The sequence below is a fragment of the uncultured Pseudoflavonifractor sp. genome, from assembly GCF_944387805.1.
GTDB lineage: Bacteria > Bacillota > Clostridia > Oscillospirales > Oscillospiraceae > Pseudoflavonifractor.
In genome coordinates this window covers 1-20,091 of sequence record NZ_CALXGI010000021.1, presented here as the reverse complement: position 1 = coordinate 20,091, position 20,091 = coordinate 1, and the positions used below count along the sequence as shown (strand labels likewise).

At 61.9% G+C, this 20,091-nt stretch carries 16 protein-coding genes and 1 tRNA gene; 11 read left to right on the top strand and 6 right to left on the bottom strand.

All coding sequences use genetic code 11. From position 1 onward, the window contains the following. Positions 1-16 precede the first annotated feature (16 nt). Together Q0K06_RS07270 and Q0K06_RS07265 are read left to right on the top strand one after the other, a co-directional pair. Positions 17-250, top strand: a complete 234-nt coding sequence (locus Q0K06_RS07270) for a hypothetical protein (protein WP_294550557.1) — start codon at positions 17-19, stop codon at positions 248-250. A 432-nt stretch (positions 251-682) separates the two neighbouring features. After that, positions 683-955: a DUF6514 family protein gene (locus Q0K06_RS07265; RefSeq protein ID WP_006571580.1), complete on the top strand. Its 273-nt coding sequence runs from the start codon at positions 683-685 to the stop codon at positions 953-955. Between the two features lie 140 nt (positions 956-1,095). Here the strand turns inward: Q0K06_RS07265 and Q0K06_RS07260 are convergent, their stop codons facing one another. From Q0K06_RS07260 to Q0K06_RS07240, 5 genes are all read right to left on the bottom strand, one after another. Beyond that, on the bottom strand, positions 1,096-1,590 hold the full coding sequence (locus tag Q0K06_RS07260) for a hypothetical protein (protein WP_294550553.1): 495 nt from the start codon (positions 1,588-1,590) through the stop codon (positions 1,096-1,098). 15 nt (positions 1,591-1,605) lie between these two features. Further along, complete coding sequence (locus tag Q0K06_RS07255; protein WP_294550550.1) at positions 1,606-2,877, bottom strand: hypothetical protein; 1,272 nt, start codon at positions 2,875-2,877, stop codon at positions 1,606-1,608. After that, positions 2,858-4,204 (bottom strand): type IV secretion system DNA-binding domain-containing protein, encoded by a 1,347-nt coding sequence (locus Q0K06_RS07250; RefSeq protein ID WP_294550547.1) that lies wholly within the window; start codon positions 4,202-4,204, stop codon positions 2,858-2,860. The genes Q0K06_RS07255 and Q0K06_RS07250 overlap by 20 nt, the downstream gene beginning before the upstream one ends. Positions 4,205-4,217: 13 nt before the next feature. Beyond that, a complete protein-coding gene (locus Q0K06_RS07245) occupies positions 4,218-5,141 on the bottom strand; it encodes a DNA/RNA non-specific endonuclease (protein WP_294550544.1) in 924 nt (307 codons plus the stop codon). Between the two features lie 69 nt (positions 5,142-5,210). Continuing rightward, entirely contained in the window at positions 5,211-6,413 is a 1,203-nt protein-coding gene (locus Q0K06_RS07240) for a transglutaminase domain-containing protein (protein ID WP_294550542.1), read from the bottom strand. 35 nt (positions 6,414-6,448) lie between these two features. Between Q0K06_RS07240 and Q0K06_RS07235 the strand changes: the two genes are divergently transcribed. From Q0K06_RS07235 to Q0K06_RS07205, 7 genes are all read left to right on the top strand, one after another. Continuing rightward, a complete protein-coding gene (locus tag Q0K06_RS07235; protein WP_294550540.1) occupies positions 6,449-6,655 on the top strand; it encodes a hypothetical protein in 207 nt (68 codons plus the stop codon). A 141-nt stretch (positions 6,656-6,796) separates the two neighbouring features. Further along, positions 6,797-8,923 carry a vWA domain-containing protein gene (locus Q0K06_RS07230; RefSeq protein WP_294550539.1) on the top strand — a complete coding sequence of 709 codons (2,127 nt, stop codon included), beginning with the start codon at positions 6,797-6,799 and terminating at the stop codon, positions 8,921-8,923. A gap of 54 nt (positions 8,924-8,977) precedes the next feature. Then, positions 8,978-12,298: a tubulin-like doman-containing protein gene (locus tag Q0K06_RS07225; protein WP_294550538.1), complete on the top strand. Its 3,321-nt coding sequence runs from the start codon at positions 8,978-8,980 to the stop codon at positions 12,296-12,298. Between the two features lie 84 nt (positions 12,299-12,382). Further along, positions 12,383-14,053, top strand: a complete 1,671-nt coding sequence (locus Q0K06_RS07220) for a hypothetical protein (RefSeq protein ID WP_294550536.1) — start codon at positions 12,383-12,385, stop codon at positions 14,051-14,053. Positions 14,054-14,056: 3 nt separating this feature from the next. Further along, positions 14,057-14,608 carry a hypothetical protein gene (locus tag Q0K06_RS07215; protein ID WP_294550533.1) on the top strand — a complete coding sequence of 184 codons (552 nt, stop codon included), beginning with the start codon at positions 14,057-14,059 and terminating at the stop codon, positions 14,606-14,608. Positions 14,609-14,634: 26 nt separating this feature from the next. Continuing rightward, a complete protein-coding gene (locus Q0K06_RS07210; protein ID WP_294550530.1) occupies positions 14,635-16,296 on the top strand; it encodes a hypothetical protein in 1,662 nt (553 codons plus the stop codon). 4 nt (positions 16,297-16,300) lie between these two features. Beyond that, the gene (locus tag Q0K06_RS07205) at positions 16,301-18,811 is read left to right on the top strand and encodes a hypothetical protein (RefSeq protein WP_294550528.1); all 2,511 of its coding nucleotides are present in this window, start codon (positions 16,301-16,303) and stop codon (positions 18,809-18,811) included. A gap of 56 nt (positions 18,812-18,867) precedes the next feature. Here the strand turns inward: Q0K06_RS07205 and nrdR are convergent, their stop codons facing one another. Further along, positions 18,868-19,323, bottom strand: coding sequence for a transcriptional regulator NrdR (gene nrdR, locus Q0K06_RS07200; RefSeq protein ID WP_294550525.1), 456 nt, complete (start codon positions 19,321-19,323; stop codon positions 18,868-18,870). A 146-nt stretch (positions 19,324-19,469) separates the two neighbouring features. On the opposite strand from nrdR, the gene Q0K06_RS07195 reads away from it, so the two are divergent. Further along, complete coding sequence (locus tag Q0K06_RS07195; RefSeq protein WP_294550522.1) at positions 19,470-19,619, top strand: hypothetical protein; 150 nt, start codon at positions 19,470-19,472, stop codon at positions 19,617-19,619. Between the two features lie 233 nt (positions 19,620-19,852). Then, positions 19,853-19,926: transfer RNA gene (locus tag Q0K06_RS07190), tRNA-Gln, on the top strand. Positions 19,927-20,091: the final 165 nt, after the last annotated feature.

Sequence of the window (20,091 nt, the reverse complement as noted above, 5' to 3'; positions counted from 1 at the left end):
AAACAGGTGTTGATCTATGACCAAGCTAACCGCCAATCCCAAGGCGGCGCTGTTTCTGGGGGTGCTGGGAGCGGCCTTCTCCTCCTTTTTTGTCCGCTGGTCCCAGGCGCCCTCTCTCTTCACCGCCACCTGCCGCCTGGGCTGGACGGTAGTCCTGCTGCTGGACCACAGCCTGGACCGGGACAGGCTGTGGGGGGGTGCCGGTGCTCGCCGGCGTGCATCTTTACACCAGAGCAGAATAAAAAGATAAAGAACGGCGTTTCCGCCTGGGCGGAAACGCCGTTCTTTGCATATGAGCAGTCTGATTTCTTTTCCCCTAAAATCCAACAAAAAATACTAAATTCTACATTTTTGTTTAATATTATCTTATTTTATAAAAATATACAAAAATAGAATAAATATAATAAAAAGGATGGATAAGGGGTAAAGTAACCGGTATTTCCCGGGAAAATATACCAATATAAGAGGGAAGATATACTGCAAGGGGAAAGTTTTTCTCGACAGGAATCCCCATAAACCGCGCACCTTCGCCCTTCGCGGCGGGGAGAGGTTTACCGATAGCAGCGGAAGGCAACATAATGCCGGCGGAACAGTCGAAAAGTGCGAAATATTACCCTTTCTAATTATTGGATAGTACAATATAATGTAGCCAGTGTGTAAAAGCAAAGGAGGAAAACGCAAGATGAGGGAAATGTTTGTAGGTACCCGAGAGGAGCAGGGCGAGGACGGGAGCACAGTCCAATGTGACTACTACGTCCTGATAGACCAGATGGAGGTAGGGGGCAGCTTTGCCTGCGAGAGCTACGGCGTGGGAATTGCCATACCGGGCGGCGAGCGGACGGATCTGCCCAACATTACCACCAGCGCCGCCCGAATCGACGAGCTCATGGAGCTTCTGACCCGCAACGCCGTAACGCCAGCCTCTCTGCGCGATGTAGTGGAGGACTGGCTGTAAGCGGAGCCGCCGGGTACCGTATATATCCCTTCTCCGGCATAGTATGATGAGATGCCCCAGTACACACGAATACACCTAACCTGCGAAAACAGCAGCCCGCCAGGCCATTGACCTGACGGGCTGCTGTTTATTTCCGTTTCTCAATCATCCCAGTCATCGCTGTTCCAGCCGCCATCACTGCCGGAGGAGCCCGAGTCCCAGTCGTCGTCCCAGCTGTCCTCCCGATGGGCGGCACTCCCGGCCCGAGGGCGGGAATGGCCGGAGGAGGGGAAGTGGGGCCGGAAGGGGGTGCCCATGGTCCGGTCCTCCTGGATGGCCTGCCATAGCCGCAGAATGGCGATGACGATTCCTGCGATCCAGGCCACAACGATGATAATGCCCACCACAAAGAGGCAGAGCAGGGCCAGAATCAGGATGCCGATAGGGTTCTTGAACACAATGGACATAATGCCCGCGTTGCCGAAGGTCTTGAGGGCGCCCAGCAGGGCAGGCAGCACGAAGCGGATGCCATAGAACAGACCGATGACATAGAGGGCGAAGGGCACGATAGCCCCAGGCCCTGCATACAGCAGGCCGATAACCAGCCCGGCGGCGGCGCACAGTCCCAGCCGGAGCAGCTCCCGTCTCAGCATCATGGAAATGACCTCCTTCTATGAAATACCTGCGGGCCGCAGCGCCTGAAAGATCAGAATGCCCCGCTTCCGTTCCGCAGGGAGGACAACCGCCGCATAGCCGTCCGGCAGGGTGCGCAGCTCCTCCTCTTCCATTACACGCCTGATTTCCTCCTTAATTACACAGCTGCATCCCTCGCTGTGCCGCAGAATGGCGGCGCTGTCCCTGGTGCGGGAGTAGGTCTGTTCCAGGAAACGGTGGCGGTAGGACCCCAGATAGTGGAGCCAGAAGTCCTTGCCGGTGGGAGAGGTGTGGAAAAAAATAACCGCGTTGGCGCCGCCGTCGCCACTTTTTATCATACTCTCCAGCAGGCCGGGGCAGGTCTGGAGCTGGACGGGCACGTCCGGACCGGAAAAGAGGAACCGGACTCCCGGCGCAATTCCGCGGAAGAACTGCTGCATCTGAACCGTACGCTCGGACAGGCTCAGCCCGTCGCACACCACCAGGAAGCGCCGGCCATTCTCCATCAGCCGCCGGAGCACCAGAAAGCACAGCTCCTTGGCGGCCAGATTGCTGTCCGACACCAGGTCAATGGAGGCCAGGCCGCCCAGCTCCACCGCCTGGGCCATGCCCAGCATTGCCTGGTCCGGATCGCCGGGCGTGGCAATAGCTCCTCGCCGCAGCTTGCGCAGCAGCTGGTCCCCAGTCTCCAGAGCGCCGGCGGGCAGGGCGCTGAGCCGGTCCAGCAGTGCGGCGGTTCTGCCGCCGTCCAGAGCGCCCTGCCGTCTGAGCCGGTCCAGTTCCTCCGGCAGGTTCCGGCAGGAGCAGCCGCACAGGGCGGAAAGGGTAACGGGATCACCCCGGAGAGAAAGTACATCCAGCACCAGCTCCCACAGTCCGCCCAACGGTGGAGCACTGGGATTTAGCGCTTGGCTCAGGTCGGTGAGCAGTTCAGCAACCGCGTCGGGAGAGCTGCCCAGCAGGGGATCGCAGTGGAAGAGCTGCCCGTCGGGCAGCACCGCCCCTGCCGCCATAGCGGAGCAGGACAGCCAAGGACTGCCGCAGTGGAGCACCACAGTGGGTACGCCCTGGGCGGCGTACTGCCGCAGAATACCATGGACTACCGCGGCTCGAAAGGGGGCGCTGCCGCCGGATGCTGCGGTGGAGCGGAGGGCATGCCGGTAGGTGGAGAAAAATTTATCTGTCCGGGCGCCCAGGTAAGGCAGGCGGGAGCGGTTATTGACCTCGTCCAGCTGCCGCTGCCGCACCACATCTGCGCTGGAGAAAAAATCAGAGAGCAAATGAGCCATGGCGCACCATCCTCTCGGAAAAGCGTTCAAAGTGGAAGGAAAAGGGCGGAGCCTCCGCCAGGCCTACCACCGCGTCCCCCTTGTTCAGCGCGGACAGATCCCAGTCCTCCACCGTCCAGCCCTCCCGGCGCTCGGGAGCGGGGGCGCGGCTGCCCAAAAGCTGCTCCAGCACCACGTTCCGGCCGAAGTGTTCCCGGATAAAGTCCCGGGTCACCGCGTCGTTGGGGCGAAAGGCAAAAAGAGAGGCAAAGCCGGTGGCGATGACCCGGCCCTTGTGTTCGCCGTACAGGGCATAGAGCTGGGACAGGCTCTGGAGGCCGGCAATGACCTTTACTCCCATACTGCGGCCGAAGTTTACCCCGTCGTCCAGATGCTGGAGATAGGGCAGAAGTTTCAGCTCGTCCAGCACCAGGTACACGCTGCCCTCAGTTCGCTCCTGGCTGAGGGCCTCTTTGAGCGCCTGGTCAATGAGCAGGGAATATATGGGGGCCAGGGACTCGCCTGCGGCCAGGTCGTACTCCACGTAGAGCACCCGTCCTCCCTTTTTCCGGACAAATTGCCGGATGGAGAAGTCCCCCTGCCGGGCAAAGACCCCCTGAAACAGCTCCTGGACCATGGCAGACAGTTCGCCCATTACACCCAAGGCCTGAAGGTTCTTTCCGTCCCCCAGGTATTTGGAGATGCCGCCCAGATCCGGATAGGAGGCGGCCAGTTCGCTGTACTGCTTGGCGCCCGCCTGGTCAAAGTAGCGCCGGAGCGTACGGTTGCTGCACGCCCGGTCCCCAAAGGCCGGATCGGCCTTTGCGCTGCGCAGCATGGCCAGCAGCCAGAGGCCGAAGATGCTCCGGGCGGCGTTGACAAAGAAGGGCTGCTGGGTGGAGCCGCGCCCGGCGAAGAGTCCCCGGGTAATCTCATCGATGCTCTGGATGATGAGCTCTTCGTCCAGTCCCCCGGCAGTCAGTTCAGGGAACAGGTTCCAGTTGGCAGTAATGTCCCGGAGAGCGGGGGAGTTGGACAGAACCAGGTCTCCACGCTCGGGACAGTAAAACCGGTTGAAGAAGTCCCGCTTGGCGTCAAACACTACCGCCACGTCCTTTGGGCCCATGGAGGAGAAGAGCTGCTCCAGCAGAAGCAGAATGGCGTTGGTCTTTCCGGTCCCGCTGCCTCCTACAAAGAGAGCGTTCCGGCTGAGCAGCTCCTCGTCCAGCCGTACGGCATCCGGCCTCCCGCAGCAGGCGCCGGGGAGACTGACCAGGGGGGCGGACACAAGAGGGGGGACCCCCTGGCTCAGGACATGCCCCCGCAGTACGGTTTGCATCAGTTCCATTGTGTAGCTCCTTTCAGGGCTCCATATCCTGTCCGCCGGAGGTACCGCCGCCCGGCGCCGCTCCGCCGCCCTCCTGCTCCTGTCCGCTGGAGGATGCTGTTCCGCCGCCTGCCGGAGCGGCGTCTGTCTCCTGAATGGCGGCGGCCTCCACACCGGCGGTAAAAGCGCTTGCCCCGCCTGCGGACTGGGGGGCGTCTTCCCCGGCAGACAGGGCGGACACCCCGGAGGCAAAGGCTGCCGCGCTCTGGCCTGGTTCGCCGGTCTCCTCCTGGACAGACAGAGAGGACACGCCGGACTTGAACTGGGCCTCCTCCTCGGACTGGGACAGTTCCTGAAACTCCTCCGCCATAGTTACAGTGAGGGCGTTGGGGTCGTCCTTCTGGAACACCCGGCCCTCGTCGTATTTCACGCTGGCCTCCAGGTCGGCCTGGGTGACGCCGGGAGGCAGCCGGCTCGCCGGCGCGTCCTCCAGCCCGCCCGCGTCCTTGGCCAGGTCTCCGGTGTGCATATTCTCGTTGGTGAAGGAAAAGTGGTCGGTAAAGGTGGCGCCGTCGGGCCGGACCACGGTATAGGTGCCCGAGAGGACGGCAGGCCGGTCCTGGCTGCCGGGGTAGCTGCTCTCAATGCTGACGAATACCCGGTTGCCCTGCTGCAGATCCCTGGCCCAGGAATTTTCCAGCCGCTTGTAGTCGCTGCGGTTGACCACCTGATTCTGGGCAAACAGGTTGTCCGCGCCCGGGCTGCCGTTGAAGCGGGTGCCGATGTAATGCCCGCCGTCGTCTTCCGGCTGACGGGCGGCGCCGCCCGCCGCCCGCTGGGCCGCTCCGTCCCGCTGCGGGCTGTCCGTCAGGCGCAGCTCACCGTAGGCCTGTATTACCCGTCCCTGTTCATCGGTACGGTAGCCGTAGCCGTTGGAGATATAATCCGCTTTTCCCATAGCCTGCACCTCTGACATATTCTTTCCGTTAGTTTAAAGTGGTCCGGCAGGGCTGTCAATTAACCAGGTTTATTGGAAGGTGAAGTAGATGGTGAAGATGTTCAGCTTCTCATCCGTGCTGTGGTATACCGTGCTGGTGTCCAGGATACCGGAGCCGCCGTCGGTATCCTTCACCAGGTCAAGAAGATCGTATTGCCTGGTAAGCGCGTCCACCGCCTGGACCAGAGCCTGGGAGGTAGTGAAGCGGAAGGCGGCGCTCTGCCGCTGTGCCGCTGCCCGGCGCATGATGTCCAGCACGGTGTCGTAGTCGTACCGGTCCAGGAGCAGGCCGCTGCGGACAAAGTAGTTGCAGGCTGTGGCGGTACACTGGGGGAGGGGAAAGGTGTCATCCGGCGTATGGGTCTGGAACAGCTCCTCACTGGTGACGCAGAAGTAGTTGTAGGACACATAGTCCGGCTCCTTTTCGCCGCCGGAGAAGAGAGGGTCGCCCCAGGTAGGGTCCAGGTAATACCAGTCGCCGTCAGCCAGCACCAGGTTCCAGCCGTGGGCGCCGCCGCGGGCCGTGCCCGTCACATAGGTGCAGGGGATGCCCAGCCGGTTGAGCAGGTACTGGGTGGTCTTGGCGTAGCCGGCGCACACGCCCCGGCCGCAGACCAGGACGGTATACAGGCTCTGGTCCGCGGCGTCCACGTCGTACTCCGTGCGGCGGATGACCCAGTCGTACACAGCCTTGAGCTTGTCGTAATCACTCCAGGCGGGGTCAATGCCGCTGAGGCACTCCTGGGCGGCCGCCTCTACGCGGGCCTGGGCGGCGGCCGGATCTGCGGCTTCCCCGCTGTACCGGAACTCAATGGCCGCCTCGGTGGGCACGCCGTTCACAGTCGTGATGGTGCTGGAGTTGACGCCCAGCAGCCAGAAGAGTTCGGGGTAATCGGCGCGCACATAGTCCACCATCCGGCGCATGGTGTCCAGGTCGGAGCTGGAGCAGGTGATGGCAGGCTCTGCGTTCTGCACAGCTTCCAGCACCCGGAGGTAGAGGTCCAGCTCATGCCCGCTGAGCAGCTGCCGGCAGTACCGCAGCAGGCCGGCCTGGGCGGCAGGGGCGGCAGGGAGAACGGCCTGCTGCTGAGAAACTGCGGGCTGAGAGACCACAGGCGGCTGGGAACTGGCGGAGGAACTGGGACGGAGGAAGAAAAGGGAGGCGCAGCCGCTGCACAGCAGCAGAGGGGCAAAGAACGCAGCTGTGAGCAAGAGGCGAAGAATCTGTTTCATGAGAGACACACTCCTTCTGCCGGAGGACCGGCGGTATGAACGGACCGGGGCTTCCGGCTGTGCTGCAAAAGAAAACGCCTGAAGAGCTGGATTGTCACAGGAGAAAAATAAAAGTTTTTCGAAAAAAGCCTGTGACAATCAAAAGAAGCTTCCGTTTTCTCTTACAAAGTGCGGGGAATGCAGTGCTCACAGCAGCGCAATATGGGCTGAGAAATGAAAAGGAAAATTCAGGAAGAAAATGAAGTTGCAATAATAAACGAGTGATATTGACTTGAAAAAAGAAAATACTTACAATTTGTCTATATTTAACATAAAAAGAAGAATAATAGTGGAAATGTAATACAAATACTTGCCTGGGACAACGTTTGAGGGAGGAACCGGAGATGGAGAAGAGAAGCAATATGAGCAACGCATGTCTGAGACGAATCGCATTGGCAGTGGCACTCTGTCTCCTGTGCAGCTGTTTCGGCCTGTGGGCTCCGGCTGCCGGCGCGGCGGAGAACTCCGGCAGCTATCAGCCCTACAACATTGCCCTGCTCATCGACAAGAGCGGCTCCATGAATGCTACGGACCGGGAGCGGCTGGCCGTGTCGGCGGCGGGGATGTTTGTCAATTCCCTGTATACCGAGAGCCTGATGGGCCAGGCCGGCGGAGCGGAGACGGGCAGCTCCAAGGTGGGCGTCATCTCCTTCAGCGCGGACACGGAGACAGAGACCATCCCGGTGGAGTTGGCCTCCGAGACCGAGGTAGGCTTCATCACCGGCAAAATCGATGCCATTGTCTATGACACCGTAAACACCGGCGCCACCGACCTGGGCCGGGCGGTGCTGGCGGGCACAGAGATGATCAAGAACGCCCAGGACGGCGTGCGGAAGAACATGATTATCCTGTTCACCGACGGCTACACCGACGCCCTTTCCGCTGAGGGGATGGCACGCTCCTCCGCCATGATGGCGGAAGGCCTGGAGGCGGCCCGGCAGATGAACTGTGAAATTTACGTGGTGGGTCTGAACTACCAGGGGCGGATCAACGACCAGGGCCGGGCGGAGATCTGGAACATTGCCAACAGCACCCAGGCCGGGGATGGACTGATGCTCCCCGACAGCGATGACACCGGCGCGGCGTCCCGGGTCAATTACCTGATCACCGACTCCCGCCAGGAGGTCAGCACATTCTACACCGCCATCTTCGGCATGATGATGGGCTCCGACAGCACGACGCTCCCACCCTGGTACCAGGACGGCTGGACCTACTATGACGTGGACCTCACCAGCCCGGGCATCTTCTGCGCCAACATCTACATCATCGGGGAAGGCGCCATCGGCGGGCTGTCCCTGTGGGACCCCAGCGGAACCGCAGTGGATCTCGGCGGAGACAGCGTCCGCTTTGTCCGTGGCAACGGATATGCCATGATGACCATTATGGCCCCGGTTCAGGGGGTGTGGACCCTGGGCGCCGAGGGTGAGGTGTCCTATAACGTCAGCCTGGTGCCCGTTACGGGCATTACCCTTCAGATGGAGAGCAGTCTCTACGGCGGCACCGCCGAAATCAAGGTGCAGGCCGTCTACATGGACGAAATGCAGGGCGCGGAGTTTTACGCCGGCCTCAGCAGCGCCGTCTGCACGGTGACTCCGGAGGCAGGGGGAGAGAGCCAGACGGTGTCCCTTACATACAGCGAGGCGGAGAACGCCTTGGTGGGACAGATTACCGTCCCCGCTCCTGGCCGGTATGTGGCCGAGGCGGCGGTTGCCGCCGCCCAAATGGCCCGCACCACGGCCCAGACTCTGGAGTTCACCATGGGCGGCGACCCTGTTCTGGTGACTGTGCCCCACAAGGACAGCGTGGACGTGGACCTGCATCAGCAGTTTATGGCCGGCTGGGATAACGTGAGTCTGGAGGTGGACAGCGCCTCCTGGGACCCCCAGGACCGGCTGGACATCATCTCCGGCGAGAACGGCGTCATCACCATCAAGGGGCTGAGCCTGGGCCAGGCGTCTTTTACCGTCCACGCGGTGGACAGCCTGGGCCAGACCTGGGACATCCCTGGAACAGTGGAGGTCACCTTCAGCCTGGCGGCCTGCCTGCCCCTGATACTGGCGGTGCTGGTACTGCTCATCGCTGCGGCTCTGGTGCTGCGGAGACGGACCCGGTATCTCCGCGGCGACTTTACCGTCATCTGTGCCTGCGGCGAGGGGTACAGCGTGGAGACCATTCCTGCGCCCCGGGGCGCCTCTTTTACCCTGTACACTCTGGTGATGTCCAGTCTGGACCCCGGCTCCAGCAGCGCGGGCATGCAGCGCATTGTAAAGGCGGTGCAGGCGGCAAAGACCGAGCTCACCTCCGACCGCTACCGCATCCGCATCACCACCCGCACCAGCGGCCGGACCAAATATGAGACCTACCGCTACGGCAGGGACAGCCGGGCCCTGAGCGGAGAGATCTACCGGAACGATGAGAGCGGACTGACCATTGAGGTGGAATTCCGGCGGCCGGACGAGGAGGAATTCTGAGCCCTGGCCTCCGTACCATATCACCTGAGCGGAAGAGAGAAAGGAAGGATATCCATGTCTATGAACGAAGCCCAGAAGCGAAAGGTAGAAGCCAATCTCAAGACGCTGGACTATCTGGACGGTACCGGCGTCATCTCCACCCACAAGCGGAAGCTGGTAAACGAGATGTTTCTCTTCATCAGCAGCGGCGGCAACGGCCACAAGACCCTGTGCACCATCCGGGACCAGCTGCGGTGGAAGGTGGACCCTCTGGAGCTTGCTGAGAAGACCGCCTTCCTGGCGGTGGACGCGGCCCACAAGGAGCTGGACGAGCTGGAGAATGAGCGGGGCTTTGACAGCACCGAGGTGCTCCGGCTCCCCTACGAGGGGGCCCACGAGTCCATCAATCCGGCCAGGATCTCCCCTCAGATGAAGGCCTGGGTGGACCCCAAGCTGTACGATGAGACGGGCGGCATGGCCATCACCGCCCCGTCCCAGTCCGGCTTTGACGAGACGGGCGCCGGCGCCTGGCGTCAGCCCGGCCGTGTCCGTCTCTGCCAGCCCAACACCATCGCAGCCCTCACCAACGGCTTGACCGCCGCAATCAACCGCCTGTTGGTGGGCAAACCGGCCAGCGTGCGGCTCAATGTGTTCTTCCTGGGCGGACTGGCCGGCGGCACTGGCAGCGGCACCATGGTGGACCTGCCCTTTCTCACCCGGCAGATTATCTTCAACATCAGCGAGGATCGGTACAGGCACACCGGCGTATCCGCCTACCTGATGCTGCCCAGCGCCTGCGGCAACGAGCCCGACCCAGTGCGCAAGAAGAAGGGCAACCGCAACGCCTATGCCGCCCTGAAGGAGATCGACTATTTCATGGGCCTTCAGAGCCGGGGCGAGGTGTTCCGCCACCAGTACGGCACCTTTGATGTGGAGATCAAGGAGAATATCTTCGATTTCTGCACCCTGGTGGAGGGCATTGCCAACGGCGGCGTGATTTTCGGAGACCCGGCTGACACCGCCCGAAAGGTGGTGGCCAACTCCATCCTGAACCTGATCTCCACCACCGAGGCCAAGGCGGGCAGCAAGCCCTTCCTGGTGGATTCCTTCCTCTCCAACCGCACCGCCCTCAGCGGCGAGGCGGTGGGCCGCCAGAGCCACCAGGTCTTTCCCCGGGACGCCAACTACTGCTACAACGTCATCGGCTACTCCTCCTGCGTGGTGCCCATTGACCTGATGACGGTCTACGTGGCCAACAAGGTCTTTGACAAGGTTTGGGATAATTTTTCCAAGTGCAGAGATGCCACCAGCGAGGCTGCCGAAAAATTCCTGCTGGACGCCAGGCTCTCGCCCCACGACGTCAAGGCAGCGCTGGGAAACAAGAGAGAGCTCCGCAAGCGGTTTGAGGACAGCGCGGAAAAGGAGCTCCAGGCGAAAGGCCCCTACTACATGATTAACCTGATGGACCAACTCCACGGCGTGCTCTATGACACCGGCAAGTTTGTAAACTACGCGGCGTCCAGGGTCAAGGGCTTTTTCGGCGGAACCAATCAGGACTGGGCCGACACAGAGCGGTGGTACAGGCAGCTGGACGAGAAGATGATCCTGCCCATGGGCAGCGGCCTCTACAATGTATATACCTTTGTCATCAAGGAGCTGCAGAGGCTGCTGAAGAAGAACGCAGGCCTCCTCACCGACTCCAAGGAGCATGAGGCGCTGTTCGGCCGCTCCTTCTCCTGGTCTCCCATTGACCTGACCGGCGGCGAGCACGCCACCAAGGTAGTGATGCGCTACCTGGACGACCTTATTCCGGATACGGAGGTGAGCCGGAAGGCCAAGAAGTTTGTCTCCCTGCTGTGCAGCAAGAAGGACGAGTGGACCCAGCTGGACCCGCCCCAGGGCAAGAGCCAGGCGGCCTTCGACGCGGCCAAGATCATCCGGGACTTCATCCAGGAGGAGTTCGGCCAGGTAGTCAACTCTACCATGGAGAACTTCCTGGTGAAGCTATACTCCGGCGACAAGGACGCGGTGGTACCCCAGCTGCCTCCTGCTCAGGACCCCGACGGCCACAAGCCCCTGGAGACCGCCGCCCAGACCCTGGTCAACCAGCTGAGCATGAACGCCAGCCCGCTGCTGCAGACCAGGACCGGCTTCTCCCTGGACAGCTGCGGCTGCAACAAGTACCTCACTGTGCCATATGGCTGCAAGTGGCTGGACCAGCACATTGAGAAGTACGCCACCAGCCACGGCGTGGTGGACCCGGGCAGCGTGTACCGCAGCTCCGCCCGGGAGGAGATTGTGCTCTACCGGCTGTATATCTGCGTGCCCGCCTGGGCCCTGTCCTGGGTGGAGCAGGCGGAGAAGGACTATGAGTCCAATCCCCACGAGGTGGGCCTCCATATGGAGTACGGCGAGAATGGGCGGGACTGGAGCCGCTTCCCCAACCTGGTCAACCAGACCCTGTTCCACGGGGACATCCCCGAGTGGGACCTGCGGGAGGCGGGGCTGGCCAAGGAGGCGGCGGATGACCTGAAGAAGGCCGCTGGTCTGGGGCTGGTGGTGCGGACCAACCCCGGTGCCACTGGCGCCACGGCGGAGTACGCCCTCTATCTGCCCAATCCGGACGTGTCGGCGGCCGGCCTGCTGGCAGCGGCGGAGCTGGATGACAGCACATCCTGCACCATGGAGGAGCTGTGCGGCATTCTGGCGGGCAGAAAGATCAAGGATGCCAAAGGCCTGCTCAAGCCTGCCATGCGCAGAGAGGACCTGAAGTATGTCAACCAGGTCATGACCACCACCGACAACCCCGCCCCTGCCGACCTGGGCGAGCGGCTGGCCGAGAGCGGCCTGCGGCGGAAGATGTCGGTGTGGACCGAGCTGAAGGCGGACTTCCCCGCGGCGGAGGAGCTCAAGCAGCTGCTGGAGGCCCACAACACTGCCGCGGCCATCCAGGCCAAGTCGGGCAAGAGGAAGCAGACCTTTGTGGACTGCCTGGCGGGCGGACTTATCGAATACAACAAGCTGCGCGGCCGCTGGAACATAGAGGTGGGCGACGAGAAGCCTCTGGGCGGCAAGCTGACCAGCCGCCTGGAACGGGACTGCAAGGAGTACTATGCCGCCCAGGCCTTCTATGCCCTCGGAGACGACGACTATGAGCGCTTCATCGACGCCCTGAGGGACCAGGAGGACAACGCCACCGACGCCCAGCTGGAGGCCATTCAGGCCAGACGGGCGGAGCTGAAGGCGTACCTCAAAGAGCTGCGGGCGCTGAAGCGGGAGAGCGATGAGCTGGACATCGCCTACCCCATGGCGTCCCGGGACTTTGAGGATGAGGCGGGCAGCGAGCTGGCGGAGAAGATCCGAAGCTTTTACGACTGGCTGATCAAGCAGATGTAATTCAACTCCGCGCCGGCCATGCCGGACAGGGCCGGGCCCTGTCCGGCGCTGCGGCGGCCGTTTCGAAAGAGAGGTTGACTGCCGGTGAAACCCAATCTGAGAGAAGAACTCCGGAGCCGTGTGCAGAACGCCCTGCCCCGCATGGACCTGCTGCCCCGGAGGAGAGCGGCGGTGCTGGCCTGGAGGGAGTCGGATGCCGCCGCCGCCCGGCTGTGCGGCGCCGCGGCCCCTTTCCGGGCGCTGTACCGCCCCTGCCCTCTGGGAGACGACCCGGAGCAGACCCTCCGTGCCTGCCTGGAGGACCTGGCGGAGGAGCGGAGAGAGGGGGCTGTTGTCTGCCCTGACGGTCTGTATCTGCTGTGGGTATGGAGCGAAGCGCCTCCCGACAGACTGCGGGCATTGACAGAGGAGGTTCGGGGCAGGCTGCCTGTCCGGGCGGAGCAGTGCCGCCTGACGGCGGATGCGGCCTGTCCCCCTAACGGGCAGGGCCGTATCTGGCTGGTGGACCCGGGGGTGCCTGGCGCTGCTGACGCTCTGGCCGCGCTTTTGCTGACAGGCAGCCTGAACGCAGAGCTTGCCGCCGGTGACCCGCAGGCGGCGGTCAGGCTTCAGGCCACCCTCCACAGCGCGGTGGAGCGGGATCTGGCCCGTCAGCTGCGGGACAAGCTGGAGGCCCTGACCGAGGGAGATCAGGCGGGAGAGAAGGAGCGCTTTCGGGGGGAATTCGGCCCCACCGAGCGGGACCTGGAGACCCTGATGGAGCGGATACCCCTGCTGCAAAATATGCCGGTCACCGGTTGGAAGGCCCTGGCGGAGCGCCTGAGGCCGGAAGAGGGGCTGTTGAACCGGATAGCCCGCGCCTTCCGGGACGGGCAGAACGGCGGAAAGGCCATTCCGGTGCGGGCCGCCCTGGAGGGAATGTTTGGACGGCCGGAGGGACGCGCGCCCCATGAGTGGCTGCTGGAACGGGTGCTGCCGATGCTGCCCCGGCTGTGCAGGGAGTACATCAGCCGTCTGGAGCTGGAACAGCGATGCTTCCGCCAGCCCCTGCGTCTCCTCACCGGCGAGGCCGCCGGACTGGCTCTCTACTTCCAGGAGCAGGCCAGAGAGGTGCAGAGCCAGAAGAAAATCCAGCTGGACGGGGCTATGGGCCGGGAACTGAAGCCCCGGAGCGCCCACCCCGCCCAGCTGCTGGCAGAGGTGGAGCCGGAGCTCAAGCTGTGGGAAGGATGCGTCCGCAGCGGCCTGGAGGCGGCCTGGTGGGGCTGTGTCAGCGAATTTTTCGGCGCGGACAGCAGCCTGGTGCGGCAGGCCCGGGAAAAACGGGAGGAGCTGATCCGGGGGCTGACCATTCTCAGCGCTATGGAGCTGGGGCCCCGGCGGGAGCCGGCCGGTCAGACTGGGGACTGGCGGAAGGAGACGCCGTCCACGCTGCTGGCCGGGCTGTACAGCCGGGCGGAGTTTACCGCCGGGGACGCGGCTCTGCTGGCTGAGGGCGCCCGGCGGCGGGCAGAGCAGTCCTTCCGGGCTACGGGCCGGGAGGAGACCGTTCTCCTGTGGGACGGGGACAGCATGGAAATGCTGAAGGAGAGCAGAAGCCGCACTGGACAGCCCCTGTTTGAAGACAGAAACGGTGTTCTGGCTGCCCGGAGCAATACGGGAAATGTACGTGTGCTGCCGGTGCAGGGGCTGGGACGGAAGGTCATGTGGGAGCTGCGGATCAGCCGGCGGCCGGAGGGCGGAGAGGAGCGTTGAGCGGTGGAGCTGAATTTCTTTGAGGACCAGAGGTACCTGGCCGTCTGGGCCGAGCATGAACTGGATGGCCGGAGCAGGGCCGTACTGGTCATTCAGCCTGTCCAGTGCTTCGGAAGCAGCCGGGCCCAGACGCTGGAGGTGCCGGTATATCGGGCCCAGGACTACCGGCCGCGGAAGCTGGAGACCAGGCTGCCCGACGGCCTTTACCGCTACTTTTTGGCTGACAGCGACAGCGGGCAAGCCTTGACGCCCAGCCGGGAGGTGTTTTTCGGGCAGCGAAAGAAGGTGGACATTGAGATGGAGCGGGAGCAGGGGGGCTTCCGCCGGTTCACCATTGTCAGCCCCCTGCCTCTGCGGGCGGGGGACTGCAGCCTGGACTACGGCATCTTCGGGACCATGCCGCTGCCCGAGGCGGACCGGGAGGGGGAGCGGTATGCAATCTCTTTCCTGCTGCTGACCCGGCGGGAGCTGCCGGTAAAGCTGAGCTGGACGGAGGCGTTGAAAAAAATCCTGGTGCTGCCGGAGAAACTGGACGATATCTCAGGCTGGCAGTGACGAGCAGAGGAGAGAGGAGAACGACCATGGAATGTATCTGCCCCTACTGTGGAAAGAAGGACAAGAGCTCTAACCTGTGCTTTGACCTGAGCGAGCAGTTCAAAAGATGGAAGAATATGTACTTCGGCCAATGTACGCAGGAGGAGCGGGAGCGGTTTTCCGGCGCCTTTGACGGCCTGGTGAACTACTGGCACAACCAGGGCCATGGCCCCACGTTCTTTTCTGAGGCGGAGCTGCTGGAATATTCGGACAATCTGACCGACACCGGAGCACAGGGCGTGTCCAGAGGCATACTGGAGATTCTGACGTCCAAATGGAAGGAGAAGCTGCACGAAAAACGGGACGAGGTACCAGCCGAGTACCGGGACCTGATGGAATTCATGCTGGGCGACAGCTTTGGCTGCAAGGTATATATGCTGCGGCTGGAGGTGCAGTACTATAAAGAGGGGGACGGAGACGTCCGGATTACCTCCATCCGCGATATCAGGGGAAACATGATTGCCGACAAGCGCCACTGTCCTCACTGCGGCGGCGTCATGTCCTACTGGGCGGGGCGTTATCCCGAGGTAGTGCTGACCGTGCTGGGCGGGCCCCGTATCTCCAAGTCCACCGCCCTGGCGGCCTGCGCGGATGTGTTTGTCTATGACCGGGCGGCCTGCGCCATTAGCTGGCAGAGCCACGGCGTCCGCACAGTGGACGGCAGTGAGGTCCGGGAAAAGGGGGACAAGAGCTGGATTCAGTTTGAAACCGACTGCCTGGAGCCGTACAGCAAGAACAGAAAGGTGGCAGCCACCAAGACGGGCAATACGGAGGCCATCCCCCGGTTCTCTGTGCTGGTGCGCATCGGCCAAAAGACCAATCTGATCCTCACAGTGGTGGACCTGCCCGGCGAGTACAGCCTGGACCGGGATCGGCTGGGCGTGTCCGAGAATATCTTCACCAAGTATCAGGAGTTCTACCGGAATGTGGACTGCGTCTGGTACTGCACCGACGTGGTGGAGCTCAAGCAGCTCAACGTCAGCGAAAAGCAGGAGCTGAATAAATATGGCTATGATGAGGGGCGCAGGCTTACGCCCACAGATGAGCTGGTGGCGCGGATAAGACAGCTGTCCGCGCTGTTCCGAAAGGACGTGCCGGTGGTGTTCCTGCTGGGCAAGAGCGACACGGTGGAGGCCCAGGGACGGATTCGTTCCATTCTGTACCAGGACAACTACCGGCCCGGCGCGTCCAGCGACTGGCTGGACATAGAGGGGAAGCGGCCCCCCATCCTGCGGGCCAAGGACTTCTGCGACAGGGCACAGCAGCTGCGGGCCTATCTTGTGCAACAGAATGCCCGACTCATTGAGTGTTTTGAGGAGCATTTCCCTGTTCATACATTCCTGGCCACCTCCAACTACGGCCACGGCTTTGTGGACACAGAGGTGGAAAAAGGCGTTCCCACCGGGGATAAGCGTCCCTTTCAGACCGAGGCGCCCTTCCTGTGGATGCTGGCCATGCTGGGCTATCTGCCGGTGTCGGAGGGAAATACGGAGTACTACACTGTGGACCGTGAGGGGCGAAAGGATGCGGACCAGCTGACCTGGGAGAACCTGGGTATGTACGGCCGGAGTGCCGGAGGCTACCGCTCTCACGGAAACCGCCATGGCGGCGGAGGCGGCCTGCTGGGCGGCCTGTTCGGAAGGAGGTAAGGGCATGAGCGGAAATCAGTTAGCGGGCGAAATTCTGAAGGGACACGCCGGACAGTACCGCAGCTTCTCCTGGCCCAAGGGAGCGCTGACCCCGGAGGAGGAGGAGCGGTGCCTGAGCGGTATTCTGCCGGGAGACCGGAGCAGGGGCAATCAGACCCTGCGCTGCGTCACCTGCGACAGCCGGCGTCTGCTGGTGTCGGCCTACAGCGCCGCGCAAAAGAGCAGCTCGGTGGATGCAGTCTATCAGCATGCCGTCTTCTTTGAAAATTTTCAGCAGCAGTTTGGGGGCAATGCGGCCCATGAGATGGCTTTTTTTCGCTTTGCGGGCGAGGGGGATTTTCAAAACGTTGCCAGCGGGGGGACGCAGCTGAGCAATGGCTGGCCCCGGCGGGGTGCCGGACTGCGGGAGACACTGTGCCAGCTGCCGCTGACGCCGGATCAACAGGCGGACCTGGCCTGCTGCTGCCTCTCCAAAGGTATGACCAACGACTTTGGCAGCCTGGTCATCCTGGTCCCGAGCAGTGAGGACTATGCCGCCTACTGCCGTACCGTTATAGAACGGGTACTCAGCTGCGTGCCCGCCGGCCTGTGGCGCTATCTCAGCTTTGCCACCAACCCGGACGAGACGGGCAAGCGGAGCTTTGCCGTTCTCTTCGCCCCGGAGGGCACTGCGGTACGGGCCGGAGAGCGGACGGCCATCCGGCTGGAGGATGGCGCGTGGCCTGTCAGCAGCTCCCTCCGCCCTGAGACGGCGGAACTCATCCATACCGCAGCGTTCAATCCGGAGATACTCCGGACCGTGGCCGGCGAGGTGGAGCGGGACGAGACGCTGGACCGCCTGACCGAGGAGCGCTATGTCAACTTCTGGCGGCAGTATCAGCTCAGCCGCAAGCCGATGGACTGCACTGCCCTCAGGCAGTACTGCGGCCAGCTGAAGCAACATCTGAGCCAGCGGGAGCGGAGCAGGCTGGAGGAGGAGATCAGGGGCAGACTCAGCGCCCAGGGAGCCCTGGAGCGCGCCCTGGGACAGGACGAAGACCTGCTTCGGGCTGCCGGACCGGAGGAACTGGACCATGGCCTTTCGGCCTATGGGGAGATATTCCGCATTCTGGGCCGGGGACTGGACAAGGCGTTCTCCGCAGAACTGCTGAACCGGATAACCTCTGCCGGGCCGCGCACCCTGGAGCAGCTGACAGAGGACGCTGCCCGTCTGGACCGCTGCCGCAATGCCGGGGAGCAGGGAGTTCTGGACAGGGCGGCAGTGCGGGAACGCCGCGAGGTGCTGCGCCGGGATATTGAGGCGGCAAACCGCGTCCGGCAGGAGGAGTTTGAACGGGCCATCCCCTGCGGATGGGACTGGAGACAGCTGCGGGAACAGGTGGACAGCCTGAACTGCTGCCAGGAGGGCGTGCGGCACAGCTGCCTGAACAAGCTGGCAGGGCTGGCTATGGCCCGGCTGAAGGATGGGACGCTGTCTGAGGAAAAGACCCGGGAGTTCTACGCCAATATCCGAGGCCTGATAGACAGCGCACCGGAGCAGATGGAGCTGGAGCGGTGGTATCAGAGCTGGCAGCAGCAGTTGGAAGCGCGGCGGAAGATGCTGGAGAGCATGACCAGCTACCGGGCCTATTTGCAGCTGGAGAAGCCGGATGAGGAGTGCCTGCACCGCCTGTGGGACTGGTTTGATGAAAACGGCTACCAGAATGCGGGCGTGTGGGATCTGCTCCAGGCGGCAGAGCTGAAGTGGGGCGAGGCGTGGCCCCGACTGCTGGAGAGACTGGACGGACTGCTGCGCACTATGAAAAAGGAGCGGAGGCTGGGTATATGGCTGGCGCCTGGGAAGAGCCGGGCGAACCTGCACTCCGAGCTTCTGGCCTGCCGAATGATAGAGCAGCAGATCGGGGGGATCGAGCTGCGCGTGTGGAATCAGGTGTCAGAGAAAAACAAAGCACCAAGAACAGTGCGTGTGGATAAAATTCTAAAAATGCTCCGTCCCATGCTGCTGAAGGAGAAGCAGAGCGGGGGAGTGAGCCCGGACCAGGATGAATTTCCCCCAAAAGGGACTGCTGCCAGTGCGGCTGACACAGAGGACGATGATATCCTTCGGGATATGATGGATGAAGGAGGGGGGGAGCAGCCCAGAGAGAGCAAGGGCCGCAAGCCGAAAAAGCTGCGGCCGGTGTTTATAGCGCTGGTGGCCTCTGCCGCTCTGCTCCTGTTGGCCATCGGTATGGCCCTGGGGCTGTTTCTGGCATCGGCGGTCAACCAACCCCAGCCGTCTGAGACGCCCGCGATCGTGCACAGCGGCGAGCCCTCTGCCGTACCGAGTCCTTCGGAAAGTGAAGAGCAGGTGCAGCCCTCCCGGACGGAGGGTACCAGCCCTTCTTCCAGCCAGGACGGCGGCAGGGTCACACCCAATCAGCCGGAACCCTCCGGACAGCAGGGGGAGAACGGCGGGACGGAGGTCACGCCCACCCGGCCCTCGCTCCCGGCAGACAGCGGCGGGAAAGAATAAAACAGCAGGGACCGCAAATGCGGTCCCTGCTGTTTTTACCTGAGGGGCAGGTGTGCTCAGTGTTCCTTGAGCAGCTTGTTCAATTCCTCCATAAAGGTGCTGATGTCTTTGAACTGGCGATACACAGAGGCAAAACGGACATAGGACACCTCGTCCACATCCTTGAGCTTTTCCATCACCAGCTCGCCGATGCGTGCAGAGGGGATTTCCCGGTCCATCTCGTTCTGAAGGGTGAGTTCAATTTCATCGGCAATGCGGTTGAGTGTGTCAAAGGGAACCGTCCGCTTCTCACAGGCACGGATCATGCTGTTGAGCAGCTTGCTTTTGTCAAAGGTCTGGCGGCTGCCGTCCTTTTTTATAACTACCATGGGGAGGCTCTCCATAGTCTCGTAAGTGGTGAAGCGCTTGTGGCACACCAGGCATTCCCGGCGGCGGCGGATGCTGGCGCCCTCATCCGAGGGGCGGGAGTCCACAACCTTGCTCTCTGGGTTGGAACAGAAGGGGCATCTCATGGCCGACTCCTCCTATCTGAAAATATGTCGTGGGGCTCTTCTGAGAGAAGTATAACACGGGCTGGGCGAATATGGTATTCCTATTTAAAAAATTTTTGGCTGATATGAAATATTTGCGTATAAGCCGCAGAAAACAGGGGGAGAATATGGCCAGTGAAAGCGAGGTGAGCTTTGTGCAGAACGAGAAGCAGAATAAAACCAACATGGGTCCCCAGGATAAGACCAACGGTCAGAATCCTCAGAACAAGAAAAAGGACCAGGCTCAGAACAAGAGCAATCGTCCCGAGCAGTACTAAAGCGCAGCCGGAGCCGTCCGGAGGTGGGCAGATGCCTCTCCTCCGGACGGCTTTTTGACTCCGGCTCGGTGCGGCCGGCAGAAACTTTTCAGATGGAAACTCAGATAAATAGGGATAAAAAGACAGGAATTTTCCCGTGCCGAAAAAAATAAAAAAATATTGAAAATCATGCTTGACAAATCGCGGGATTCTGGTATAATAAATCCTGCGCTTGCGAATGAGCGAAACAAAATAGCGGGATTGTGTAAGGGTAGCACGACAGACTCTGACTCTGTTTGTGAGGGTTCGAATCCTTCTCCCGCTGCCAAAAAGAAACCCCAGAGCCGCAATGGCTCTGGGGGTTTCTTCTATCTATCCGAAAAGGGCCGGCAGCTTCTCAAAGGAGAAGCTGCCGGCCTTTTCTGTTGCTTAAAGAACCACTGGGTCTGCCAGTGGATAAAGAGCTTATAGCTATGGACAAAAAAAGGACTCC